The sequence below is a fragment of the Lentzea pudingi genome (assembly GCF_014646255.1).
Classification (GTDB): Bacteria; Actinomycetota; Actinomycetes; order Mycobacteriales; family Pseudonocardiaceae; genus Lentzea; species Lentzea pudingi.
On the sequence record NZ_BMNC01000009.1, the window covers coordinates 232,513 to 257,188 of the forward strand.

Here is a 24,676-nt window from a genome sequence, read left to right on the forward strand (position 1 = left end):
TCAGCGGCTCAGACGATCTGCCACGTCACGTTGATGATGCCCACCGAGGTGTTGGCGAGGCTGGCGAACGCGGGCTGGCTGAGGTCGATCTTGTTGCTCGCGCAGCTCGGGCACTTGTCCTTGATCGGCACCGTGATGGTCTTGCCGTTGTGGGTGACCCGGATCGACTTGCGGCACAACGGGTCGTTGTTCGGGTTGGGCGTCGTCCACAGCGCGGCGGGTGCGGCGACCAGCAGCTGCGTCGCCGCGTTGATCTGGGTGCCGCACGCGCCGTAGCCGGCGTCGTTGTAGTAGCTGGCGGTGCCGCTGACGGCGGAGGCGGTGCCGGAGAAGACGAACGACAGGACCGCTGCCGACGCGACGGCGCCGAGCACCTTGGCGGTGGACTTCATGGTTTTCCTTTCAGGATGGGAGAACGGGCTCAGGCCACGGAGTGGAACGTGACCTTGAAGCCGCTGCAGTTCGCGCACTGGAACACGGTCTGGTTGCCCGGCTCGGTGTCCTGCTTGGACCACGCGTAGGCCTTGGGACAGCGCGACTTGATGGTGTTGCTGTAGTCGGTCTGCGCGTCGCGGTTGGGGTTGACGCAGTTGATGCGCTGACCGTTCGCGCCGTACTTCACGTACGCGGGGTTGCACTGCGGCAACATGTTCGTGGTGCACCCGGCGGTGCCGCACGAACCCGGCGGCCCGGTGGCGTTGACCGGCGAGATGCTCACCGGCACGGAGAACGCGTTGACGTAGCTGACGTTGTACCAGGGGGCCAGCCGGTCGCGAGTGTCGAAATTGAACTCCGCGAGACTCGCCGGCTGTTCACCGGTGACGCAGCGGGCCGCTTGGACACCGCAGTCGCCCACCGCGCAACGGAAGTTGGCACCGGACGTGCCGGTGCACCCCTGCCGGGCGAAGAACGTGCCGCGCCAGTGGCCCGGTGCGGAGGTCTCGGGGATGGTGACGGTCGCGGACTGGCCGTTGTGCAGCATCGGCAGGTTCGTCAACGCGCGTGAGCCGTCCGCGTTGACGGTGCTGCCGACCCAGATCGTCTGGCCGGTGTTGTTGACCAGGGTGACGGTGTGGTCGATCGCCGCGTTCGCGCTCGGCACGCCGGCACCGGCGAAGGCGAGTGCGAACAGGGCCGCGAGCAATCGTGTGAGCATCTGCGGGCTCCCTCCCTCAGAGCTCCACGATCACTCGGGAGGACCTCCGGGGGCACCACGGTCGGTCCGCAAGGTTTCGTGGTGCAGCCACGCCCACCGCGTGGCCCGCAACTCCCGCCGGCCCGACAGCCCGAGCTTGCGGTACACCCTGGTCAGGTGCAGCTCGACGGTCCGCGTCGCCATCGCGAGCCGGACCGCGATCTCCTTGTTGCGCAGGCCCGCGCACACGAGCCGGGCGACCTCGGCCTCGACCGGGGTCAGCGCCGGTTCGGCAGTCGCGGCGCCACGCGCGGACTCCTCGATCCGCCGCAGGAGAACGGTGTCGCCGACGTCGAGAGCCGTGGCGTGCGCTCGTGCGTAGATCTCGGACGCCGCCGCCTGCTTTCCGTGGGCGGTGAGCCGATCGCCGTAGTCGCAGAGCACCTCCGCGAGGTCCATCCGGGCGTGCGCCATTCCCAGCAACCGGATCGCGCGCTCGTAGACCACGAGGTCCTCGCCGTGGGGAGGGCTCGCGCCGGCGACGGCCGCCAGGCTCCAGCCGAGTGCCCTGGGTTCTCCCCACCGGGCCGCGGCGGCGTGTTCCTCCATCGCCAGGCGCAGGGCTTCCCCGGAGTCACCGCACGCCAGCGCGGCGCGGGCGGCCCGGGACCGCCACGGCAGGACGGCGGGGTTCACGACACCGTTCTCCACCAACGTCCTGCCGCACGCGAGATGGCCCTCCAGCGCGTCCTGCGGGCGGCCCCGCGCCATCGCCACCACCGCCTCGGCCTCCAGCACCAGCGGACCGCCGTGGCGGGCGGGCAACACGGCTTCGGCACCATCCAGGTCCCCGCGGGCGACGAGCAGTTCCACCGTCCAGAGCCGCACGAGCGGGCGGACCTCGACGTCGTCGGGCCGCACCAGGGCGAGCAACGAGGAGTGCCTCGCGAGGTCACCGGTGCGGCGGGCGACGCAGGCTCGGGCGAGCAGCACGTGGTCACCGGGACTCTCGTCGAGCAGGGCGAGGCTGTGCGCGTCGGCGGCGACCAGCTCACCCGCGCAGACCAGCGTGCCCAACGCGCGCGACATGCACCGCGGGCTCTTCCGGCAGGCAGGACACGCCAGCGCCTGCTCGGCCGCCTCGACGGCCCCGGTCCAGTCCTCCCCCGCGGCGAGCAGTCCGGCGGCGACGTCCGCCGAGCACTCCTGGCTCATCACGCGCTGGGGACGAACGCCCGGCGCAGTCCGGGCCTGCCCGCCACCCCCATCTTGCGGTAGACGGCGGTGAGGTGGAACTCGACCGTGCGCAGCACCAGCCCCAGCTCGGCGGCGATCTCGCGGTTCGACCTCCCGGCTCTGGCCAGCAGGGCGATCCGGCGTTCCTGGTCGCTCAGCGCGGCTTCGCCGTCCTTGCGCAGCAGCCGCGACGCCAGCGCGTCCGCCGCCCGGGTCCACTGAGGACAGGACGCGGCCTCGCGCAGGTACCGCGTGTGCTTCCTGGCCCGTCCGATCTCACCGCGCGCGAGCAGGAGCTGGGCCAGGTCGTGCCGCGCCCGCAGGGCCTCGCCCGCGGTCAGGAAGGTGATCGCCTCTTCGAGCTGGACGTCGTCACCGCGCGCCAGCGCCGAGGCGTGCAACGCGAGCCCGATGCCGCGCGGCGCACCCCACCGCCTCGCCGCGACCAGGTCCTTGTCGGCGCAGATCCGCGCCAGCACCAGATCCCCGGTGTCCGCGGCGGCCAGCGCGGCCGACGAACGCCACGGCAGCACCGCCGGGTTGACGACGCCCCACGCGGCGAGCAGCCGTCCGCATTCGAGGAACTCGTCCAGCGCCACGGCACTTCGCCCCTCCGCGAGCAGGAGCCGGCCTCGCGCGAAGTGCAGCTCTGCGCTGTCCGGGTGCTCGGCCACCGGGCGCGCGGACTCCAGCACGGCACGCGCCCGGTCGAGCTCACCGGCCTCGGTCAGCGCCTGGACCAGCCACGCGGCCGCGACCACCCGCAGCCGTGGACGGACGCCGCGGGTGAGCAACCGGACCGCCGCGCGAGGATCGCCGCGCAGCACCATGATCCGCCCGCCGAGCAGGTCGTGGACGTCCCGGCTGACACCGGTGGCGGCGGTCCAGCGCCGGTGCGCGAGAGCGTTCTCACCAGCGTGGATCAGAACCGTCACGGCCTGCCAGAACGTGCCGTCGTCGACCTGCTCCGCGTGCCGCGCGCTCGCCACCGCCTCGGCTCGTCCGGTGCCGCGGTTCGCCGCCTGCACCGCGCGGAACACGGACGTCCGGCACGGGCCCGGGCTTCCCGGCAGATAGGCGAGCGCACCGGGTTCCAGTCCTCCGGCCACCGCCTCACCGGCGAGTCGATCAGCTTCGTGCCACCGTCCATTTCGGACCAGTTCGAACCGGGTGCGGCGAAGTTCGTCGAGCAGACCACTGTTCGTCATTCGACAGTGCCCTTCCGGCCAATTGATGCAGAGTGCGACCGTCTTGTTTGGTGGACCACCTGGTCTGGACCATACCGGCATTCAGCGATCGAACGCACCACTTGGCAAATCGGAAAGATGGGAGTATTAAAAGGAAATCGACGTCTACGTGGGAAACAGCTCGGCGCAGTGCTCGGCGAACGCCTGCGCGCGGCGCGTCAGCGGACCCCCTGCGGCCCATCCCAGCACGACGGGCGTGGTGGGAACGCTGTCACGCAACCCCACCGCCACCACCTCGAGCCCTTCGTACGAAGCGCTCACGAGCGGTTGTTGCACGGTCATCGAATAACCGATGCCCCGGCCCACCAGCGACCGCGCCAGTTCGAAACTGCGCGCCCGATGCGTCACGACCATCTCGACACCGGCCGCCGCGAACACCGAACGGAAGTACTGCTCGCTCGGCGGCACGTCAAGCAACACGAAAGGATCTTCGGTGAGTTCCCGCAAATCGACCGCACGGCGTCGCCGCAATCGATGGCCGGCGGGCAGGAGGACCTTCGGCGGCAGGTCGTACAACGTGCGGGTCGCGATCCCCGGCAGCAGGTCCTGGTCGTAGAGGAACGCGATCTCGCACCGCCCGGCGACCAGGTCCTCCCCGATCTCCGGCAGGCTCCCCTCCACGAACCGCACGGACACCCCGGGGTGCGCCCGCTCGAACGTCGCGATCGCCGCGGGCAGGTGGAACGGCGCGATGGGCGCGTAGCAGCCGACGGTCAGCACACCGCTGATCTGCCGGCTCAGCCCGCGCGCCTCGGCACCCAGCTCCCCCATCGCCCCGACCACGCGACGAGCGTCCGCGAGCACCTGCGTCCCCGCGGCCGTCAACGCGGCACCCCTGCGCGGCGACCGGACGACCAGTCGCAGGTCCAGCACCCGTTCCAGCTCGCTCAACGCCAGCGAGACCGCACCCTGCGAGACGTGACACCGCGCGGCGGCCGCGGTCAGCGAGCCCGTCTCGGCCACCGCGATCAGGTATTCGAGCTGCCGCAGCGTCACGTTGGGCAGATTCATGAGCCGAGCTTATAACTGGCTGCAGGAACGTGAACTGGTCAAAACAATCGCACCCCGGCATCGTCGCGACCGTGACCCGACCGCACACCCACCCGTTCCTCCCGTACACACCACCGCGCCTGCCGATCGAGGAGGGACTCGACCGCGGCAGGGCGTTCCACCGGCTGCTCGACGCACGCCGGTCCGTCCGCTGGTTCTCCCCCGATCCCGTGCCGGTGCAGGCGATCGAGCTCGCGGTCCAGGCCGCGAACACCGCCCCGAGCGGCGCGCACCAGCAGCCGTGGCGGTTCGTGGCGACCCAGGACCCGGACCTCAAGCGCCGCATCCGCGAGGCGGCCGAGGAAGAGGAACGCCGCTTCTACCACGAGCGCGAGATCCCGGAATGGCGCGCGGCGCTCGCACACCTCGAGACCGACGCGACCAAGGAGTTCCTGGAGGTCGCGCCCTGGCTGGTGGTCGCGTTCGCGCAGAAGCAGCAGGACGGCCGGAAGACCTACTACACCAGCGAAAGCGTCGGCATCGCCTGCGGTTTCTTCATCGCGGCGCTGCACTCGATGGGCCTGGCGACCCTCACGCACACGCCGAACCCGATGACCTTCCTGCAGGACCTCCTCGGCCGTCCCGGCGAACGCGCGTACATCCTCTTCCCGATCGGCTACCCGGCCGACGACTGCGAGGTGCCCGACCTGCGCCGCAAGCCGCTCTCCGAGGCCCTCACGCTTGCCTGATCGTCCCGCCGGAGGGGACCATCGGGACCGTGGACGAACTACGCGCGCTGATCAGCAAGCACGCCGGACCGGACCTGACCACGTCCATCCCGGGCGTGCTGGTGTCGAGGACGACAGTGGCCGGTCCGCCTGCCCCGTCCATGACCGGCACGATCCTCGCGTTCGTCGCCCAAGGCCGCAAACGCATCGCGTTGGGCGAGCGCGTCTACGACTACCGCGCCGGCCAGTACCTCGTCGCGTCGATCGACATGCCGATCACCGGCAACTACGTGGACATCAGCCCGTCCGAACCCGCGCTCGGCCTGGGCCTGGTCCTCGATCCCGAGATGGTCGCGGAGATGCTGCTGACCGGCGACTTCCCGAAACCCGCGGGCACCCCGGAGGGCCTGGCCGTCAGCGACGCCTCCCCCGAGCTGGTCGACGCGGTCACCCGGCTCGCCCGCCTGCTCGACCGGCCGGGGGACGCGCGGGCGCTCGCCCCGCTGGTCAAGCGCGAGATCCTCTGGCGGGTCATGACCGGCGAGCAGGGCGCGGTGGTGCGCCAGCTCGGCGTGCGGGACAGCAACCTGAGCCACATCGCGAGGGCGGTCCGGTGGATCCGGGAGAACTACGCGGAGTCGTTCAAGGTCGAGAACGTCGCGCGGATCGCGGGCATGAGCGAGTCGGCGTTCTACCGCAACTTCCAGGCCGTCACGGCGATGAGCCCGATCCAGTTCCAGAAGCAGATCCGCCTGCAGGAGGCCAGGTTGCTGCTCGCGACGACCAGGGACGTGACGGGCGTCAGCCACCGCGTCGGCTACGACAGCCCGTCGCAGTTCAGCCGCGAGTACCGCCGCCAGTTCGGCGCGCCGCCCAGCCAGGACGCGAAGCTCACGCTGCGGCACGCTCTCTGACGTCCAGGTAGACCGCGCGGACCTCGAGCGTCCGCTCGACCTTCTCGATCACGGGCGCGAAGAACTGGCGCCGGTGGTCGGCGTCGCTCATCGAGATCACCGAGAAGTACATGCTGCCGAACGCCGCGAACAGCGTGGCGTTGCGCAGCATCGCCGACGGCAGGCCGGGGATCATCGACGGTTTCGCCGGCTCTCCGATCCACTGCTCGGCGATCTCCGGCGTGACCACGATGAGGCCGAGGATCACGAAGAACACGAACAGCGCGAGCCCGATCACCGCGGCCTGCACGAGCTGGCGGATCGCGAGCATCACCAGCAGGTTGCGCGACTGGCGGCCGTTCAACCGCCTGGGCGGCAACGGTTCGGTGATCTCGACCCCGGACAGCGGCGTGCCCTTGCAGGCGACGGTGAGCACCTCCGGCCGCAGGTCCTGCTCGACCCGGCCGATCTCGTCGCGCAACCGGGCCGCCGCCGCGAGCACGGTGATCGAGGCGAACAGCAGCACGACCAGGCTGACCCGCGGCCAGAGCAGCCGGTTCATCGCCTGCCACAGCTCACCGGTGAAGAACAGGAAGAGCGTCACGAACAGCATCGGCGGCAACGCGCGGCCGATCAGGTGGACGCTGTTGCGCAGGTCCGCGATCACGTGCCGGATGGCCGCCTTCAGCAACGCGCCCAGCCCGTAGGTCGTGGCCAGCATCGTCGCCACGAACGCCAGCACGAAGACGACGACGAACCAGGCCAGGGCGCCCCACACCGGTTCGGGGTGGTCGTCCCCGTCCGGCGCCATGAACCGGATCTCCAGCGCGTACTGGATCAGCGGCGTGATCACCGGGATCACCGCGTAGACGACCAGCACCAGCACGGTCGCGCGGGGCGAGAAGCTCGGCATCCGCCGCACGAACAACGAGAGCAGCACCCACGCGGAGACCATCACCGCGACGATCACCCCGAGCAGCACCCCGCGCGACAGCCCGGTGGACTGCTGCAGCACCAGCCAGGCGAAGCTGCCGACGGCGACGAACGTCAGCGCCGGCAGCATCCGCGGCAGCACGTGCGACCGGAAGCCGTAGCCCTCGATCATCGTCGGCGCGCCCTGCCGGACGAACCACTGCTCGGTCCGCCGCACGACCGTCTCCGAAGCCACGGCGAGGATCATGCCTCACCGCTCGAACAGCCGCGCCATGACGGAGTAGTAGTGGGTCGGCGTGATGCGGGCGAGCCAGTCGAACGCGTAGGCGTCCGGCCCGACCAGGACGCGCGACTTGCCCTTCTCCACACCGCGGTGGATGACCTCGGCGGCCTTGTCCGGGGTGGTCAGGGCGATCTTGTCGAAGTCGGCCGCGATCTGCTCCAGCGACCGGCCCTGCTCGTCGAGCTCGGCGTGGAAGCGCCCCCTGCGGACGATGTTGGTCTTGATCCCGCCGGGGTGCACCGCGACCGCCGAGACCCCGGTGCCGCGCAGCTCCTGGCGCAACGAGTCGGTGAAGCCGCGGACGGCGAACTTCGCGGCGCAGTAAGCACTCTGGTTCGGCATGCCGCACAGCCCGAACACGCTGGAGGTGTTCACGACGACGCCGTAGTTCTGCTTGACCAGCAACGGCAGGAACGCCCGCGTTCCGTTCACGACACCCCAGTAGTTGACGTCGAACAGCCAGGAGTCGTCCTCCGCCACGGAGTTCAGCACGCTCGTGGACGTGGCGACGCCCGCGTTGTTGAACACGGCCGCGAGCGGCAGGTCCAGCCAGGCCTGCACCTCCTTGGCGAACCGCTGCACGTCGTCGGCGTCCCGCACGTCGAGGATCCGGCTGAGCACCGGGCCCCGCAGCGACGCGGCGGTCTCCTCCAGGCCGATCTCGTCGACGTCGGCGATGACCACCGGCGAGCCGTGCAGGGACAGCCGCCGCGCGAGGCTGCGGCCGATCCCCGAGGCCGCCCCGGTGATCACCGCCGGACGCCCTGAGATCTTGCGGACCATGTGTCTGCTCCTGTCGTCGGGGACGGCGGAGCACTCACGTTAGCGGCGCAGCTCGGGGAACTGGTCGTCCCGCCACTCCCCCGTCCCGTCGAAGCCCTCCTCCTCGCGCGTGCGCAGGTCGACGCGCCGGATCTTGCCCGAGACGGTCTTGGGCAGCTCGGAAAACTCGAGGCGCCGGATCCGCTGGTACGGCGCGAGGTTCTCGCGGGCGTGCTTCAGGATCTCCAGCGCGGTCTCGTGGTTCGGCTCCCATCCAGCGCTCAACGCCACGTACGCCTTGGGCACGGCCAGCCGGAGCGGATCGGGCGCGGGCACCACCGCCGCCTCGGTGACAGCGGGGTGCTCGATCAGCACGCTCTCCAGCTCGAACGGCGAGATCTTGTAGTCCGACGCCTTGAACACGTCGTCCGTGCGCCCGATGTAGAACAGGTAGCCGTCCTCGTCCCGGCTCGCGATGTCGCCCGTGTGGTAGTAACCGCCGGCCATCGCCTCGGCGTTGCGCTCGTCGTCGCCGAAGTAGCCGACCATCAGCGACATCGGCCGCTCGCGCAGGTCGACGCAGATCTCGCCCTCCTCGGCCGGTGTGCCGGTGATCGGGTCGACGAGCACCACCGGGACGCCCCGCAGCGGCAGGCCCATCGAGCCGAGCTTCACCGGCGCGCCCGGCACGTTGCCGACGGACAGGGTGGTCTCGGTCTGGCCGAAGCCGTCGCGGATCGTGAGGCCCCACTGCTTCTGGACCTGCTCGACCACCTCGGGGTTCAGCGGCTCGCCGGCGGCCACGACCTCGCGCAGCCCGCCCGGTCCACCGCTGAGGTCGGCCTTGATCAGCATCCGCCACACCGTCGGCGGCGCGCAGAACGTGCTGACGCCCTTCGCGCGGATCTGGCCGAGCAACGCGGCCGCGTCGAACCGGGCGTAGTTGTAGACGAAGATCGTCGCTTCGGCGATCCACGGCGCGAAGAAGCAGCTCCAGGCGTGCTTGGCCCAGCCCGGCGAGCTGATGTTGAGGTGCACGTCGCCGGGCTTCACGCCGATCCAGTGCATGGTCGTCATGTGCCCGACGGGGTACGAGACCTGGGTGTGCTCGACGAGCTTCGGACGGCTGGTCGTGCCGGAGGTGAAGTAGAGCAACAGGCGGTCGTCGGCGCTGGTCTCCGGGTGCGGCAACGGGTTCTCGGGCGCCTCGGCCGTCTCCGCGTAGTCGAGCCAGCCCGCCGCCGTGCCGCCGACGGAGATCAGCACGGGTCCGTCCTCGAACTTGCCGGCGTCCTCCACCCGCGCGATGACGTGCCGCACGGAACCGCGGTGCAGCCGGTCGGCGAGGTCGGCGGGCCCGAGCGCGGTGGTCGTCGGCATGATCACCGCGCCGAGCTTCATCACCGCGAGCATCGACTCCCAGAGCTCGGCCTGGTTGCCCAGCATGATCATCACGCTGTCGCCGCGGCCGACGCCGTGCCCCGCGAGCCAGCGCGCGACGCTGTTGGAGCGGCGGCGCAACTCCTCGAACGAGTAGGCGCGCTCGGAGCCGTCCTCCTCGACGACGTGCAACGCCGTGGTGTCGTTGCCTTCCGCGATGACGTCGAACCAGTCGTGCGCCCAGTTGAAGGCGCCGTCGAAGCTCGGCCAGGTGAACGCGTCGGGGTCCGTGAGCATCAGGTCGCGGGCCGCGCGGTAGATGTCGTGACTGGACATGTCGCAGAGGGTGGGGAGGACCGGGGCCACCGGGCTACCCCCGGATGGGGGTGTACCCCTTTTCGAGGGTGCGGCCGTCAGCGAAACTGCTCGACGTGCTGCCAGACCGCTTCCAGACGTTGCTGCCGCAACGCCTGGACATGCTCCGCCGAGCCACCGGGCTGCCCGTCGTGTTCGGCGGCGCGGTCACGCCCGGCCACGAGCTGCTGCTGACCAGCTTCCAGGGCACGCACGGCACGTCATTGCACGGACTGCGCGTCGGCACGGGCCGGGGCCTGGGTGGCACCGCGATCGCGATGGGCACCGCGGTCCGCGTCAACGACTACGCGACCACGCGCGCGATCACCCACGAGTTCGACCAGATGGTGGTGGTGAACGAACGCCTGACCTCGGTGTTCGCCTACCCGGTGACGGTGCGCGGCACCGTGCACGGCGTCCTCTACGGCGCCGTGCGCGGGCAGGCGACCGTCGGTGACCGGGCGATCAGGATGGCCGGTGCCATCGCACAGGGATTCGCACAGGACCTGGACATGCCTTTCCCTCAAAATCAGACACTGCACACACAGGCCGCACTTCGTGAACTGGCCGAGGTCGCCAAGCTCGTCGGCGATCCCGTGCTGCGCGAACGACTTCGCAAGGTGCACCAGAACCTCGGCGGTGAGCCCGCCGTCAGCGTCCCCACCGGTCTGACACCGCGCGAACTCGATACGCTGCGGCTGGCCGCGGTCGGTGCGTCCAACCGGGAGATCGCCGCCGAGCTCGGGTTGAGCACCGAAACCGTCAAGGCCTACCTCCGGGGCGCGATGCGCAAGCTGGGGGTGCACAACAGAACCGCCGCCGTCCACGCGGCGAGGTCGACGGGAGCGCTCTAGGGCTGTCATCGAACCAGACTTCGATACAGTCCCCGGATGTCGTTGATGGAGAAGGCCGTGATCGGCACCGATCGCCTGCTCTACAAGCTGACCGGCGGCAAGTTCACCCTCGTGTCGTTGTCGAAGCAGACAGGCCTGACGCTGATCACCGTGGGCGCCAAGTCCGGTGAGCGGCGCGAGAACCAGGTCCAGTACGTGGCCGACGGCGACTCGATGCTGGTCGTGGGGTCCAACTGGGGCAAGCCGAACCACCCCGCGTGGACCGCGAACCTGCTGAAGAACCCGGACATCCAGGTGAACGTGCGCGGTGACGTCCGCGCCGTGCGGGGCACGTTGCTCGAAGGCGCCGAGCGGGAGGCCGCCTGGACCCGCATGGTGGCGGCCTGGCCCGCGTTCCAGGACTACGTGGAGCGCTCAGGCGGTCGCGAGCTGAGGGTCTTCCGCCTCACCGCGCGCTGAGTCCCACGCCAGCCACACGCAGCCCGCGATCATGAGCACGCCGTGTGCGATGCGCACCGCGGGCGGCGTGAAGAACTGCGGCAGGAACAACGCGAACCCGGCCGCGAACACGATCGCCGCGGTGGTGCGGAGCTTCAGCGCGACCATGACCGCCGCGACGCCCATGGTGACGAGGCCGACCCCGAACATCGTGACGGCGAACGGGTTGTAGCGCACGGCCTCGGCCAGTTCGAGGACGTTCGGCTGCTGCGCGACGGCGTGCAGGCCGAAGTCCTCGGCGCCGTAGTACGGCAGCGTGAGGCCGGCGCCGACCCAGAACGTGATCGCGGCCGTGCGGTGGATCTCCAGCAACGCGATCGGCACCAGGATGAAGCCGATCATCGCGAACAGGTGCGACAGGACCCACGCGGTCGACCCCATCGAGGCCGCGGCTCCTGCGGCCGTCGTCTCGTCGTGCCACGGTCTCGAGGCCGGGTACAGCAGGAAGAGCAGCCCTGCGGCGATGAGCGTCCACTTCACGATTGCCCCCTGAGATCGGTGAGGTACATCCGGACGAGCTGGTCGTAGGTGTCGTCGAGACCCTCCGGCAGGCCGAAACCGCCACCGGACTCGATCGACGCGAAGCCGTGCACGATCACCCGCAGCCTGCGCGTGGCGTGGATGGCGTCGGAGCCCTCCAGGCCGTAGCTCCGCAGGGTCGCGAGCAGGACCTCCATGAACTTCAGGCCGGCCGCCCGCTGCAGTTCGTCGTGCAGCGGGTCCATCGGCATGGCCGTGTACCGCTTCGGGTGTTCCTGGACGTACGCGCGGTAGGAGTGCATCAACACCCTCACCGCCTCGTCGCCCGACAGACCCAGGACGGCGTCGGTGAAACGCGCTGTCATCTCCTCGATCAGACGCACTCCCACCAGGCCTCGGAGCTCGCCGAGGCTCGCGACGTGCTTGTACAGCGAGGGTGTGGCGACACCGGTCCGTGCGGCCACGGCGGCGAGCGTCAGTGCGTCGACGCCGTGCTCGTCGACCAGCTCCAGTGCGGCGTCCACGACCTTGGCGGTGGTGAGACGTGGGCGAACAGCCATAGCCCAAAAGCTAACAGCATTAGCTCAGGGCCGTCCAGGACAGGTTTTGTGAAGATCTTGCGGATCCCCCGCGCAATCCGTGCCCTCGGCGCTATGAAGGTCAGGTCATTCGCATCGGCAAGGAGAATCCATTGCGATCAGCCAAGATCCTGGGGGCGGTCTCCGCGAGCGCACTGTTCGCGGCGACCTTTGCGGCTGCACCGGCCACCGCCGGTCCGACGTTGCAGAACTCGATCGACCCCGGCTCCGTCAAGGAGTCGATCGAGTACCTGATGCAGACCTATCGAGTCAGCGAGCGCGAGGCGCTGCGCAGACTCGAGCTCCAGAACGACGCGACGAAGCTCGAAGCCACGCTGAACAAGGAGGCCGCCGGCGAGTACGGCGGCATGTGGATCGACCAGCAGGCGGGCGGCAAGCTCGTCGTCGCGATGACGAAGCCCGTTGCCGCGCAACGTCACATCGCGGCACTGCCGGACCGCACCAACGTCACCGTGCGCACGGTGAGGAACTCGCTGGCGTCGCTGCGGACGACGTACGACCGGATCAGCGGCCAGGTCGGGGAGAAGGCCGAGTCGGTGTACCTGCCGGCCATCAGCCAGACCGAGAACAAGGTCGTCGTCTGGGAACGCTCTTGGCTCAAGAAGCCCGGCGTGGCGGCGCAGGCGGAAGCGCGCACGTTCGACGCCGACCCGAGCCTCGTGTCGGCCCGCACGCTGCAGAAGCCGACGCCGTACGCGGGCAACCCGGTCGACTGGGGCTTCTGCCACCCGCTCTACTGCACGAACTACGGTCCCATGCGCGGCGGCCTGCGCCTGGACATGCAGCGCGACGCGGCCCCCGGTCAGACTCCCACCTGGGGCGGGTGCACCGCCGGGTTCAACCTGCGCACCACGGGCGGCGCGTTCCCCGGTGTCCCCTGGGTGCTGACCGCGGGCCACTGCGTGAGCACCAAGACGAACGGCACGCCCACTCAGCACAACAACCAGCCGATCCTCGAGCAGCGCTACGTCTGGAAGAACGCCTACCCGTACGACTACAACGCCGTGAGGTACGTCAACGCCGCCACTGCGAACACGTGGCTGGAGGGCCAGACCAACCGCAACACGGTCCTCAAGTACTGCCGCAACGGCGGCCTGGACAGCAACGGCGACACCCCGTGCGGCCCGCAGGCGACCTCCCAGAACCAGGAGATCACCTCGGTCACCCCGCTGGAGCAGATCCTGACCGGCGCGATCGTGTGCGCCACCGGGTCCGGTTCCAGCCGGGTGAACTACCCGGACTCCGTCGACAGCGGCGCCGGTGAGGGCTACCTCGTCGGCACCCGGTGCGGCCGGGTCCTCTCGACCGACGTCGGCATCAACACCGACGTGTGCGCGAGGAACGGCGACAGCGGCAGCCCGTTGTTCAGCCAGGTCACCAAGGCAGGGCTCGGCATCCTCAACGGCAGCCAGCAGGCCCGCAGCGGCGCCTGCCAGCTCGGCGAGCTGAACAACTACTCGCCGCTCTCGACGGTGCTCGAGGACCTCAGCGCTCGCCAGATCAGCGGCGGCTCGGTCTTCAACGTCATCACCACCCCGCAGGGCTGATGCCCGCCGTCTCCGGAGGGCCTGGCTCCAGGCCCTCCGGAGACGCGTTTCCGACTTAAGCAGCCTTAAATCCGCTGGTATGGACGTAGATCACTTGAGAGCGCTCTCATCTGACAAATTCGTGAAAACCTTTACACGTTGACCGAGGGTCACGGCGCGACAACACTTCCGAACCACTGGGCGCACAACTCAACACCCGGAAAGGTCGGTTCGATGCAGCGACGCATCGGGACGGCCCTCGCTGCCGCCTTGATGGTGGCCGCAGGGATCACCGTCGCCACCACCAGCCAAGCTCCCCCTGCCAACGCGGCGGTGACCTGGGCCGACGAATTCAACGCTCCCGCCGGCTCAGGTGTCGACGGTGGCAAGTGGAACATGGAAGTGGGCAACAACAACGGCAACAACAGGGAACACCAGTGGTACCAGTCGGGTACCTCCAACGCGGCGCACGACGGCCAGGGCAACCTCGTCATCACCGCCAAGAAGGAGAACCCCGGCAACTACAACTGCTGGTACGGCCGGTGTCAGTACACGTCCGCGCGCATCAACACCGCGAACAAGTTCACCCAGACCTACGGCCGGTTCGAAGCGCGCATGAAGATGCCGCGCGGCAAGGGGATCTGGCCCGCGTTCTGGATGCTCGGCGCCGACATCAACACCGGCAACCCGTGGCCGGGTTCGGGCGAGATCGACATCATGGAGTTCCTGGGACACCAGACGAACACCGTGTACGGCACGATCCACGGCCCTGGTTACTCCGGCGCGGGCGGCAAGTCCCACGCCTACAACGGCCCGAACTTCTCCGACGGTTTCCACAACTTCGCGGTTGACTGGAAGCCCGGTGAGATCACGTGGTCGGTGGACGGCAACGTTTACGCCCGCAACACGCCGACGGACGTCAACGGCAACCCGTGGGTGTTCAACAAGCCGTTCTTCATCATCATCAACCTCGCGGTCGGTGGTGAGTGGCCGGGCTACCCGGACGCCAGCACGACGTTCCCGCAGCAGCTCGTGATCGACTGGGTCCGCGCCTCCTCCGCCGACACCCCGCCTGTCGGTGGTGGCTCGGAGATCCGCGGCATCGGCGGCAAGTGCCTCGACGTCCCGTGGGCCAACACGGCCAACGGCACGCCCATCCAGATCGTCGGCTGCAACGGCAACGCCGCCCAGAAGTGGAGCCGTCCAGGAGACGGCACGATCCGCGCGCTGGGCAAGTGCCTCGACGTCAACGCCGGCGGTAACGCCAACGGCACCGTGGTCCAGCTCTGGGACTGCAACGGGTCCGGTGCGCAGCAATGGGCCGTCAGCGGGGCACAGGACATCGTGAACCCGCAGTCCAACAAGTGTCTCGACGCCGTGGGCGGTTCCTCGGCTGACGGCACGAGAACCCACATCTGGGACTGCCTCGGCGTCGCCAGCCAGAAGTGGGCGGTCTGAGGTCTCTCCTCGTCGGGTCGCGCACGACCTGACCGGGAGGAGTGCGGCGCTGGACGTGAACCCCCGCGGCGGATGGGTTCACGTCCAGCGCTTTCTCGTTGGCTCTTTAAGCCAGAAGCCTTGCCACGGCCCAGTCCTGGACCGCGACACCGACCGACTTGAACACCGTCCGGCCTTCGCGCAGCGGCGGGTTCCCCAGCGCCGCACCGAGTTCGACGAGCGACTCCAGCCGCAGCACACCCGACCGCACCGCGCGGATGATCTCGCCGGCCTCGCTCAGCGCCGCCTCGACCTGGTCCACGACCACGACCCCGGCGGTCGCCAGCAGTTCCTCCGGCAGCTCCCGCATCACCGGCCGGTACGAGCCGATCGCGTTGACGTGCACCCGTTCCTTGAGCGCGTCGCACCGGAACAGCGGCACGGTCGACGCCGTCGCACAGCACACGACGTCGGCGTCCCGCACGGCTTCCTCGGCCTGCGCCGCCACGTCCATCACCGTGCCGGGCAGCTCGTCCTTCAGGCTCTCCAGCAACGCCTCGGCCTTTTTCGCGTCCCGGTTGAACACGACGAGCTTCTTCAACGGCCGCACCGCGTGCACGGCCCGGACCTGGTCCGCGGCCTGCGCCCCGGCACCGATGAGCGCGAGGTGCGACGCGTCCTCGTCCGCGAGCAGATCCGTTGCCACACCGACGACAGCGCCCGTGCGCAGGGTCGTGAGCGACACCGCGTCCGTGACGAACTGACCGTCCGGATGCGAGTACACGACCGTGCCCGCGATCACCGGATCGCGTTCGACCTCGATGCTGACCACCTTGACCGCGGTGGACTTCGTCGGCCGGTGGTGCACCGCCATGACGAGGGACCGGCTGTCGCTGAACGCCTGCCGCGGCGGCAGGTCGAACTCCTCCGCGGCCAGCCCGACGAACGCTTCTCGCACGGCCTCGATCGCTGCGGGCATCGTCATGGATCCGGATGGTAACGACTCAGCCCGAGCGCTTGACCGCCCCCAGGAACGAGGCCCACGCGCCGGACCCGACCTCGACGTGGGCGGCCGGTGCCTTGCTGTCCCGGATCCCGACTCCCGCGGCCACTTCGACGCACGCGCTGGCGTTCGCGCTGCGGGTGCTCTTGCGCCACGCGGCCATCGAGGACTCCTCACGTCAGCAACTTCTTGATCAGCTCCTTCGATTGTTCCGCATCCAAGGCGACGGGTTCCAGTCCCTCGACGACCCGCGCGTACGCCTTGACGGCCGCCGGCGCCTCGATGATGAGACTGGAGTTCTCCGCCTCCAGGAACACGACGTCCTCGTACCTGTCGAACGTCATCAGGTCGAACGACCCGGCCATCCCGGCGTGCGCACCGGCGTCGAGCGGCACGACCCGGATGACAACACTCGGCCGCGCGGCCAGCGCGGCGAGGTGCTCGAGCTGCCCGCGCATCACCGCGGGCCCGCCGACCTGGTTCAGCAACACCGCTTCGGGGACGAAGAAGACCGACTTCATCCCGCCGCTGAGCGCCTCCTGCCGCACCGCCCGCGCCGCGACCCGTTCCTCACGCTCGTCCGCCGGCGCGTTCACGCACCCGGCGATCACCGCACGCGTGTAGTCCGAGGTCTGCAGCATGCCGTGCAGCAACATCGTCTGCCAGCTGACCAGTTTCTCGGCCAGCCGCTCGTGCTCGACGAGCGTGCGCGGACTGATGGGCGCACAGGCACCATGCTCCTGCCACCAGCCCCGTACACCCGTACCGGTGAAGAGCGACAGCAGGTGGTCCCGCTCCGCGGGCGGGGTCCGGCAGGCGCCCAGCAGCAGGGCCAGCTCGAGCTCGTTCGCGCCGCCCTTGCCGTTGATCAGGTCGGAGAGCTTCGCTTCCTGCCAGCCGACGAGCTCGGCGACCTTGCGCGAGGTCATTCCCGTGGCGGCGACGGCCGCCCGAAGCCCGTCGCCGAACTCACGGCCCCTCACAGTGGAGAATCTTTTCGGCATGGCGAGAACCGTAAACCCATTCCCGGACGCTCCGGAACATTTGATGCCAACACAACCCAAAAGGGCGGTGGCTTGGAGCAGCTCCAAGTTGAAGAATAATTCCGTGAAGTTCCGATGGTTGCCCCACGAGGGGCTGCGACACGCAATCTCCGGCGAGCCGGCCAGGGGGCGGCTCATCGAGAGTCTGTGCGGCGATCCCTTTGTCCCGCAAGAGCTGGACCTGTGGACGAACAAGAACGTGTGGCCGACGTGCCCGGACTGCGACGGCATCTGGCGAGAGAGCGAGGGGATTCTCCCATGGCCGCGGAAATCCTGACCGAAGACCTGCTGCGCATATCTCTTCAGCGCCTCTCGCGTGAGGTGGTGAAGACTTATCCACAGTTCGGCGAGCTGCTCGCGCAGAACATGCTGCGCACCTGCGGGTTGATTCCCGACCTGGAGCGGGCGGAGCATTATCGGGAGCTGGGGACGTTGCTCACCGACCTCGGCCGGCTCTACCACGCCGAGGCCGACTTGCTGAGCACGGTGGAGTCACCGGACTGAGGCAGGGTCGGTCGAGCTGGCTGCGCGCCAGCGCCGCACGAAAGCCGTCCACGTAGGGAAGAGCACCCGACGTCGATGGTGGTACGTGCGTTTGAGGGCGTCTCTCAGTTCGTCCTTGACCTTGGCTGGGATGACGATCGCGCAGAACGGCAACCTGACTGGGAGCAAGGCGCTCAAACACCACCTCGATACCCCATCCGTGAGAGAGCCAGCCGCCGAAAGCGGGAATCTTCACAGGTCCACCAGACTTCCACGCTGCCCCACATCACGCCGCTCCCCTACGACATCACCACCGCACGTCCGCCGGTGTCGAACTCGTGCGCCAGCGTCCGCAACGGCTGCCCACCAGCAGCCCAAGCGGCCGTCCAGGTCAGGCACTCGGCCGCCCCGTTCCCGCCGCGCTCCACCAGATCCACCCCGATCGAGTCGAGCCACTCCCAGGACGTGCCGCCGATCCCGGCCAGGAACGACTCGTCCCACGACCGCACCAACTCGCGCACCGACCCCTCGGCACGTGCCCGAGCGTTGACCGACCGGATCCACTCCTGCCGCTCCTCCTCCGACAGCACCACCCCGGTCTCGGGCTCGCGGAACCCCGGCAGGTCGTGCGCCAACCCACCCGACCCGACGTACAGGACCCGCCGGTCCGCGAAGAACTCCCCCACCCGACGCCCCAACGAAGCCGCACGCCGGAACGTCGCGTGCGGCGGGGAGGCGCAGTTGACGAAGACCGGCAGCACCGGCTTGGCGGAGATCGAGCCCAGCAGGTCCCGAGTCGTGTGCCCAAAAGCGTGGTCCAGGGCGGCCGAGTAGGCGGTGGCGATGTCGAACTCGCCCTCCACCAGGTCCGCGACCAACGCGCGTCCCAGCGAGGAAGGCACGTCGTAGGTCCCGACCGGCCCGGCGACGTCGCCCTGCGCGGTGGCCGACAGCACCACCGCGAAGGTCGGCACCACGGCGCGGAAGGCGCGGCGGTGGTCCGTGCCGAAGAAGACCACGAGTTCCGGGTCGAACGACGCGACGGCGTCACGGGCGGAGGCGATCGCCTCGCGCACGGGGCCGAAGGGCGCGCTCGGCAGGGTGATCAGGTGGGAGGCGCAGACCGTTAGGCGGTTCTTCACCGGACCAGTCTAAGTTTCGGGGCGTGACGAGACGTGCACTTGCGGTGATCATCGCCGCCGCCCTCCTTGCGCCTGTTCACCCCGTTCGGGCCGAAGGCCGCATCGAGACCGAACGGATCGAGAGACCCGTTGCTCCGGGCGTCACGCACAGCTCGTTCGACTGGTATGAGGAAGACGGATGGGTTCGCGGGGACGCGCTGAAGGTCGACCTCACGCAAGCGCGGGTCGGGTACGTCGATCCCGGCACGGTGGCGCAGGCGGTGCCGCTCTCGCAACAGGCGAAAACGGCCGTCGCGGCCATCAACGGGGACTTCTTCGACATCGACAACTCCAACGCGCCCGAGGGCGTCGGCATCCAGGACGGCCGGACGCGGAAGTCGGGCGAAGGCAGGGCGATCGGCATCGACGCGGCCGGCGTGGGCAGCGTCATGGAGACGTTCTTCGAAGGCACGCTCAACGGCACGCACGAGTTGACGCAGCTCAACAGCGCGCGGATCGACGTGGACGGCATCGGCGTCTTCAACCCGTTGTGGGGCACGTACAGCAGAGCGCGCGCTACGCAAGGTGCGGCCAACACCGCCGAGGTGCTCGTCAAGGACGACGTCGTCCAGAGCGTCGGCAGTCCGAGCGACCGGCCCGTCGAGGGGTACGCGCTGGTCGGCCGCGACAAGGGTGCCGACGTCCTCAAGGCCCTCAGGCCGGGTGACAAAGCAAAAGTCAGCTACCGGAGCCGCACCAGCGATGGCAGCGAGCCGCGCACGGCCATCGGCGGGCGGCAACTCCTGGTCGAGAACGGCCGGAACGTCGCACCGGCGGACCCGGTGCACCCGCGCACCGCGGTCGGCTTCTCGCGGGACGGCAAGAAGATGGTGATGCTGACCGTCGACGGACGGCAGGGGCTCCACCTGCCGGGCCTGAGCCTGAGGGACCTCGCCGACGCCATGATCGGACTCGGCGCGCACAACGCCCTCAACCTCGACGGCGGCGGCTCGTCGACCATGCTCGTGCGCGAACCCGGCACCACCGCGCTCACCCTGGCCAACACGCCGTCCGACGGCGGCGAACGCCCGGTCCCCAACGGTCTCGCGCTCTACGCGCCGCGAGGCACCGGCCGGCTCACCGGCTTCGACGTGCGGACGGCGGACCAGCGCGTCTTCCCCGGCATGACGCGCAGGATGACGGTCCGCGGCCACGACGAGACGTTCGGACCGGCCACCGACAACGCGCACGTCACGCGCGCGACCGGCGGCTGGGCCATCGGTGACACGTTCCACGCGGCACACCGCGAGGGGCCGGCGTCGTTCACCGCCTCCCAGGGCCTCACGACCGCGACGGGGAAACTCACCGTGCTGGGTGCGCTCACCCGGCTCGCGGCCGAGACCCGTGTCAGCCTGGCCGAGAACGAGCACAAGCCCTTGCGGGTCAACGGCGTCGACGCCGGGGGGTTCAGCGCGCCGATCGAACGGGCCGACCTCGACCTGAGCTACGACCGGAACGTCGTCGAGGTGACCCCGGACCTGCGGATCAGGGCGATCAGGCCCGGCGCCACCACGATCACGGCACGGGCGCAGGGCAAAGAGGCGCGGACAGCGGTCACGGTCGGGGTGACCGACCGGGTGGTCGCCGGGTTCGACGACGCTCCACAGTGGACGTTCGGGTCCGCCAGGGCGACCGGGAGGGTGGAACCGGCACCGGACGGCCACACCGGCCCAGGTCTGAAGCTCAGCTACGACTTCACCCAGTCGACCGGCACGCGCACCGCCTACGCCGTCCCACCCGAGCCGATTCACGTAGAGGGACAACCACTGGGACTCTCCGCCTGGGTCAACGGCAACGCCCAGGGCGAGTGGACCGCCTTCACCGTCAGGGACGCGACAGGACAGTCCCGGTCGCTCTACGGCCCGCACGTCACCTGGACCGGCTGGCAGCGGATCGACGTCGCGGTCCCGCCGGAACTGAGGTTCCCGATCCAGGTCACCAGGATCTACGCGATCGAGACCAAGGCCGACCGCTCCTACCGGGGCGAGGTGGTCGTCGACGACATCGTCGCGAGGGTCCCGCCCGAGATCACCCTGCCGCCCGCTCCGGACCTGCGCGAGGACGTGATCGGCCGGGCGGAGGGCTGGAAGTTCGCGGTCATGTCCGACGCCCAGTTCGTGGCGCGCGCCCCGGACAGCGACCTCGTCCGGTCCGCCCGCCGCACGCTGAGGGAGATCAAGGCGTCCGGAGCCGAGTTCGTGGTCGTCAACGGTGACCTCGTGGACGAGGGGTCCCCGGCGGACCTGGCGCTCGCCCGCAGGATCCTGACCGAGGAGCTCGGGGACTTCCCCTGGTACTACGTGCCGGGCAACCACGAGATCATGGGGCCGGGCACTACCGAGAACTTCCGCCGCGAGTTCGGCGCCACCCACCGCACGTTCGACCACAAGGGCACGAGGTTCGTGCTGCTCGACTCGTCGACCGGGACGCTCCGCGGCGGCGGGCTCGAGCAGGTGGAGATGCTCCGCGACGCGTTGCGCACAGCCGAAGGCCAGGCGGTCGTGCTGATGCACCACCCGCCGCGCGACCCCACGCCCGCGCGCACGAGCCAGCTCGCCGACCCGCTGGAAGCGTCCTATCTCGAACGGCTCCTGTCCGAACGGGACGAACCGACGGCGTTCATCGGCGGGCACGTCGGCGGGTTCTTCGCGTCCACTGTGGACGGCGTGCCGCAGGTGGTCAACGGCAACTCCGGCAAGGCACCCGCGGAGGCCGGCGGGTTCACCGGCTGGACGCTCGTCGGCGTGACCGGGAACGGCATCAGGGCCGAGATCCGGCCGCACGTGGACGCACTCGGACTCCGGCCACCGGCGACGTTGCGGCCCGGCACGGTGGAAACGCTTGCGGCGACGGTGAAACAGGGATCGAGGTCGGTGCCGGTGCGTTATCCGATGGGCGCGGTGTGGGAAGGGTCACGTGGTGTGCACGTCGGCGCCGAGTCCGGGATCCGGCCGTGGCACGTCGCTCGGCTCGAACCGGACAGCGGCGTCCTCACCGGGATCAGGCCTGGTCAGGCGAAGATCTCGGTCACGGTCAACGGCGCGACGAGCAGCGCGGACGTGCGCGTCGAGGCGGCGGGGAGCCCGTGAGCTGGTCTGGGTGAGTGCGATGCGAGGCGGTGGGGGAAGATACTCCCCATGACCACCGCCGACAACGGTTTCGCCGACCTGGGGCTGCGCTCCGACATCCTCAACGCACTCACCACGCTGGGCTACGAGGAGCCGACGCCGATCCAGAGCGAAGCGATCCCGCCCCTGCTCGCGGGCAACGACCTGCTGGGCCAGGCGGCCACCGGCACGGGCAAGACGGCGGCGTTCGCGCTGCCGCTGCTCGAGCGCATCGCCGACCGGATCGGCAAGGCCGAGAAGCCGCTGGCTCTCGTGCTCGCACCGACCCGTGAACTGGCCGTGCAGGTGTCCGAGGCAGTGCACCGCTACGGCCGCCACATGGGCACCCGCGTGCTCCCGATCTACGGCGGCCAGCCGATCGGCCGTCAGCTGCGCGAACTGTCCCGCGGCGTCGACGTGGTGGTCGCGACCCCGGGCCGCGCCATCGACCACCTCCAGCGCGGCACGTTGCAGCTGAGCGACCTGCAGGTCGTCGTGCTCGACGAGGCCGACGAGATGCTCGACATGGGCTTCGCGGAGGACATCGACGCGATCCTGTCCGAGACGCCGGCCGACCGGCAGACCGTGCTGTTCTCGGCCACGATGCCGCCGCGCATCGACCGCATGGCCAAGAGCCACCTGCGCGAGCCGGTGCTGATCCAGATCGAGCGCGAGAAGACCGAGCCGGGCGAGGCCCCGCGCGTCCGGCAGACCGCGTACCTGGTGCGCCGCGAGCACAAGCCCGCCGCCCTCGGCCGCGTGCTCGACGTCGAGTCGCCGACCGCCGCCGTCGTCTTCTGCCGCACCCGCGACGAGGTCGACCAGCTCACCGAGACCCTCAACGGCCGCGGCTACCGCGCCGAGTCGCTGCACGGCGGCATCAGCCAGGAGCAGCGCGACCGCGTCATGTCGCGCCTGCGCTCGGGCACCGCCGACCTGCTGGTGGCCACCGACGTCGCCGCCCGCGGCCTCGACATCGAGCAGCTCACGCACGTCGTGAACTACAACGTGCCGTCCGCCCCCGAGGCGTACACGCACCGCATCGGCCGCGTGGGCCGCGCCGGCCGCGAGGGCGTCGCGATCACCCTGGTCGAGCCGCGCGAGAACTCGATGCTCAAGACGATCGAGCGCGTCACCAAGACCAGGATCCCGGTCGAGAAGGTGCCGACGGTCGCCGACCTGCGCGCCCGCCAGCTGGAGCTGACCCGCTCGTCGCTGCACGAGTCGCTGCTCGAGGACGACCTGTCGCGCTTCCGCGTCGTAGTCGAGACGCTGGCCGACGAGTTCGACGTCATGGAGATCGCGCTCGCCGCGGTCAAGCTCGCCCACGAGGCCTCCGGTGCCGCCGCCGACGAGGAGGAGATCCCGGAGGTCCGCCCGCGCGAGGACCGTCCGCGCCGCGACGGTGCCCCCGCGGGCCCGCGCCGCGAGCGCCGTGGCCCGTCCGAGGGCATGACCAGGCTGTTCCTGGGCGCCGGTCGTTCGTCGGGCATCCGCCCGCAGGACATCGTCGGCGCGCTCACCGGCGAGACGAACCTGAAGGGCCGCGACATCGGCGCGATCGAGATCGCCGACCGCTTCTCCCTGGTCGAGGTGCCGGGCGACGCCGCGAACAACGTGATCGAGCAGCTGCGCGACGCCACGATCAAGGGCAAGCGCGTGACGATCCGCCGGGAGCGCCAGCCCCGCTAGTCCCCGCACGAAGACGGCCCTCTCCGGAAGCGTCCGGAGGGGGCCGCTCTCGTCAGGGTTTGCGAGCCTCGACGAGGAACCGCGTCGAGGTGCTCACGAACTCCCCGTGTTCCTGGATGTGCGCGTGCATGTCCAGAAGCCGGTCCCGATACCCGTCCACGGTGAAACCCGGCACGGTCCACAACACCTTGCGCAAGAAGTGCACCACCGCGCCGACGTCGAAGAACGCCACCCGCAACGCCACGGGTTCCAGCCGCAGCACCTCCAGCCCAGCGGCCTCGGCCCCCGCACGGGCGGCAGCGACACCCCGAGCCTCACTCACCGGCTGCGGCCCCATCATGAAATCCGTGAGCTCCCGGTTCGTCCCGGCCCCGATCTGCTGCGAGAAGTAGGTCCCGCCGGACCGCAGCACCCGCGCGATCTCGCCCCACGGCGTCACGACGGGATGCCGGGAGATCACGAGGTCGAACGCGGAAGCCCGGAAAGGCAGCGGCCCGGCATCCGGCGCGCGCACCACGAATGGCAGGTTCTTCGACGCCACCAGTGCGTTCGGCGGCCACGACTCGGCGGCGGCCATCACCGGCGGCAGGACGGGAGCCGACGCCGTCACCTCTCCCCCGCCGGTCTGCAGGTCCAGAGCCGATGAGACCGCTCCCAGCCGTGCGGCGATCAAGGACGCGTAGCCCCACGGCGGGCGTTCCTCGGTGGCGCGGCCCTCGAACCAGGAGAAGTCCCACCCGTCCAACGGCACGGCCGCGCCCTCGGCCACCAGTTCCTCGAAAGTCCCCATGGGCAGGAATGCCACCACAAGCGCCAGAAACCGGCCACCGAG

The 24,676-nt window shown here is 69.8% G+C and carries 25 protein-coding genes; 10 read left to right on the plus strand and 15 right to left on the minus strand.

What is annotated here, in order from left to right:
* Positions 1–8: 8 nt before the first annotated feature.
* From IEY88_RS28990 to IEY88_RS29010, 5 genes are all read right to left on the minus strand, one after another.
* On the minus strand, positions 9–392 hold the full coding sequence (locus tag IEY88_RS28990; protein ID WP_189158043.1) for a cysteine/serine endopeptidase inhibitor: 384 nt from the start codon (positions 390–392) through the stop codon (positions 9–11).
* A gap of 29 nt (positions 393–421) precedes the next feature.
* A complete protein-coding gene (locus tag IEY88_RS28995) occupies positions 422–1,156 on the minus strand; it encodes a thaumatin family protein (RefSeq protein ID WP_189158044.1) in 735 nt (244 codons plus the stop codon).
* Positions 1,157–1,186: 30 nt separating this feature from the next.
* Entirely contained in the window at positions 1,187–2,350 is a 1,164-nt protein-coding gene (locus IEY88_RS29000) for a response regulator transcription factor (protein WP_189158045.1), read from the minus strand.
* Positions 2,350–3,579, minus strand: a complete 1,230-nt coding sequence (locus IEY88_RS29005; RefSeq protein WP_189158046.1) for a helix-turn-helix transcriptional regulator — start codon at positions 3,577–3,579, stop codon at positions 2,350–2,352. The genes IEY88_RS29000 and IEY88_RS29005 overlap by 1 nt, the downstream gene beginning before the upstream one ends.
* A 144-nt stretch (positions 3,580–3,723) precedes the next feature.
* On the minus strand, positions 3,724–4,629 hold the full coding sequence (locus IEY88_RS29010; RefSeq protein ID WP_189158047.1) for a LysR family transcriptional regulator: 906 nt from the start codon (positions 4,627–4,629) through the stop codon (positions 3,724–3,726).
* A gap of 71 nt (positions 4,630–4,700) precedes the next feature.
* Between IEY88_RS29010 and IEY88_RS29015 the strand changes: the two genes are divergently transcribed.
* Together IEY88_RS29015 and IEY88_RS29020 are read left to right on the plus strand one after the other, a co-directional pair.
* Positions 4,701–5,357 (plus strand): nitroreductase family protein, encoded by a 657-nt coding sequence (locus IEY88_RS29015; protein ID WP_189158048.1) that lies wholly within the window; start codon positions 4,701–4,703, stop codon positions 5,355–5,357.
* Positions 5,358–5,386: 29 nt separating this feature from the next.
* Entirely contained in the window at positions 5,387–6,250 is an 864-nt protein-coding gene (locus tag IEY88_RS29020) for an AraC family transcriptional regulator (RefSeq protein ID WP_229693859.1), read from the plus strand.
* Here IEY88_RS29020 and IEY88_RS29025 read toward each other — a convergent pair.
* Genes IEY88_RS29025 through IEY88_RS29035 form a run of 3 tightly spaced genes read right to left on the minus strand, consistent with a single transcriptional unit; the run spans position 6,228 to position 9,923 of the window.
* The gene (locus IEY88_RS29025; protein ID WP_189158049.1) at positions 6,228–7,397 is read right to left on the minus strand and encodes a hypothetical protein; all 1,170 of its coding nucleotides are present in this window, start codon (positions 7,395–7,397) and stop codon (positions 6,228–6,230) included. The two genes, IEY88_RS29020 and IEY88_RS29025, sit on opposite strands and share 23 nt — an antisense overlap.
* Positions 7,398–7,412: 15 nt before the next feature.
* Positions 7,413–8,228 carry an SDR family NAD(P)-dependent oxidoreductase gene (locus tag IEY88_RS29030; RefSeq protein WP_189158050.1) on the minus strand — a complete coding sequence of 272 codons (816 nt, stop codon included), beginning with the start codon at positions 8,226–8,228 and terminating at the stop codon, positions 7,413–7,415.
* Positions 8,229–8,267: 39 nt separating this feature from the next.
* Complete coding sequence (locus tag IEY88_RS29035) at positions 8,268–9,923, minus strand: AMP-binding protein (RefSeq protein ID WP_189158051.1); 1,656 nt, start codon at positions 9,921–9,923, stop codon at positions 8,268–8,270.
* Positions 9,924–10,018: 95 nt separating this feature from the next.
* On the opposite strand from IEY88_RS29035, the gene IEY88_RS29040 reads away from it, so the two are divergent.
* Complete coding sequence (locus IEY88_RS29040) at positions 10,019–10,795, plus strand: LuxR C-terminal-related transcriptional regulator (RefSeq protein WP_189158052.1); 777 nt, start codon at positions 10,019–10,021, stop codon at positions 10,793–10,795.
* Positions 10,796–10,831: 36 nt separating this feature from the next.
* Complete coding sequence (locus tag IEY88_RS29045) at positions 10,832–11,254, plus strand: nitroreductase family deazaflavin-dependent oxidoreductase (protein WP_189158053.1); 423 nt, start codon at positions 10,832–10,834, stop codon at positions 11,252–11,254.
* Here IEY88_RS29045 and IEY88_RS29050 read toward each other — a convergent pair.
* Positions 11,210–11,773, minus strand: a complete 564-nt coding sequence (locus IEY88_RS29050; protein ID WP_189158054.1) for a hypothetical protein — start codon at positions 11,771–11,773, stop codon at positions 11,210–11,212. The genes IEY88_RS29045 and IEY88_RS29050 overlap by 45 nt on opposite strands.
* Complete coding sequence (locus tag IEY88_RS29055; protein ID WP_189158055.1) at positions 11,770–12,333, minus strand: TetR/AcrR family transcriptional regulator; 564 nt, start codon at positions 12,331–12,333, stop codon at positions 11,770–11,772. The genes IEY88_RS29050 and IEY88_RS29055 overlap by 4 nt, the downstream gene beginning before the upstream one ends.
* Positions 12,334–12,464: 131 nt before the next feature.
* Between IEY88_RS29055 and IEY88_RS29060 the strand changes: the two genes are divergently transcribed.
* Positions 12,465–13,919: a trypsin-like serine protease gene (locus IEY88_RS29060; protein ID WP_229693860.1), complete on the plus strand. Its 1,455-nt coding sequence runs from the start codon at positions 12,465–12,467 to the stop codon at positions 13,917–13,919.
* Positions 13,920–14,132: 213 nt separating this feature from the next.
* Positions 14,133–15,356, plus strand: a complete 1,224-nt coding sequence (locus IEY88_RS29065; RefSeq protein ID WP_189158056.1) for a glycoside hydrolase family 16 protein — start codon at positions 14,133–14,135, stop codon at positions 15,354–15,356.
* A 106-nt stretch (positions 15,357–15,462) separates the two neighbouring features.
* Here IEY88_RS29065 and IEY88_RS29070 read toward each other — a convergent pair whose 3' ends face one another.
* From IEY88_RS29070 to IEY88_RS29080, 3 genes are read right to left on the minus strand one after another with little or no spacing between them, the layout of a single operon-like run.
* Positions 15,463–16,320 (minus strand): ornithine cyclodeaminase family protein, encoded by an 858-nt coding sequence (locus IEY88_RS29070; RefSeq protein ID WP_189158057.1) that lies wholly within the window; start codon positions 16,318–16,320, stop codon positions 15,463–15,465.
* Positions 16,321–16,339: 19 nt separating this feature from the next.
* Positions 16,340–16,501, minus strand: coding sequence for a DUF397 domain-containing protein (locus IEY88_RS29075; protein WP_189158058.1), 162 nt, complete (start codon positions 16,499–16,501; stop codon positions 16,340–16,342).
* Between the two features lie 10 nt (positions 16,502–16,511).
* The gene (locus IEY88_RS29080) at positions 16,512–17,342 is read right to left on the minus strand and encodes a DUF5753 domain-containing protein (protein WP_189158059.1); all 831 of its coding nucleotides are present in this window, start codon (positions 17,340–17,342) and stop codon (positions 16,512–16,514) included.
* 43 nt (positions 17,343–17,385) lie between these two features.
* Between IEY88_RS29080 and IEY88_RS29085 the strand changes: the two genes are divergently transcribed.
* Complete coding sequence (locus IEY88_RS29085) at positions 17,386–17,658, plus strand: HC3 family zinc finger protein (RefSeq protein ID WP_189158097.1); 273 nt, start codon at positions 17,386–17,388, stop codon at positions 17,656–17,658.
* Positions 17,640–17,885, plus strand: a complete 246-nt coding sequence (locus IEY88_RS29090; protein WP_189158060.1) for a hypothetical protein — start codon at positions 17,640–17,642, stop codon at positions 17,883–17,885. Before IEY88_RS29085 ends, IEY88_RS29090 begins: the two co-directional genes overlap by 19 nt.
* 278 nt (positions 17,886–18,163) lie before the next feature.
* Here the strand turns inward: IEY88_RS29090 and IEY88_RS29095 are convergent, their stop codons facing one another.
* Complete coding sequence (locus IEY88_RS29095) at positions 18,164–19,006, minus strand: DODA-type extradiol aromatic ring-opening family dioxygenase (protein WP_189158061.1); 843 nt, start codon at positions 19,004–19,006, stop codon at positions 18,164–18,166.
* A gap of 23 nt (positions 19,007–19,029) precedes the next feature.
* Between IEY88_RS29095 and IEY88_RS29100 the strand changes: the two genes are divergently transcribed.
* Both IEY88_RS29100 and IEY88_RS29105 read left to right on the plus strand, forming a co-directional pair.
* A complete protein-coding gene (locus tag IEY88_RS29100; RefSeq protein ID WP_189158062.1) occupies positions 19,030–22,134 on the plus strand; it encodes a phosphodiester glycosidase family protein in 3,105 nt (1,034 codons plus the stop codon).
* A 48-nt stretch (positions 22,135–22,182) separates the two neighbouring features.
* A complete protein-coding gene (locus IEY88_RS29105) occupies positions 22,183–23,844 on the plus strand; it encodes a DEAD/DEAH box helicase (RefSeq protein WP_189158063.1) in 1,662 nt (553 codons plus the stop codon).
* A 52-nt stretch (positions 23,845–23,896) separates the two neighbouring features.
* Here IEY88_RS29105 and IEY88_RS29110 read toward each other — a convergent pair whose 3' ends face one another.
* On the minus strand, positions 23,897–24,634 hold the full coding sequence (locus IEY88_RS29110; protein WP_189158064.1) for a class I SAM-dependent methyltransferase: 738 nt from the start codon (positions 24,632–24,634) through the stop codon (positions 23,897–23,899).
* Positions 24,635–24,676: the final 42 nt, after the last annotated feature.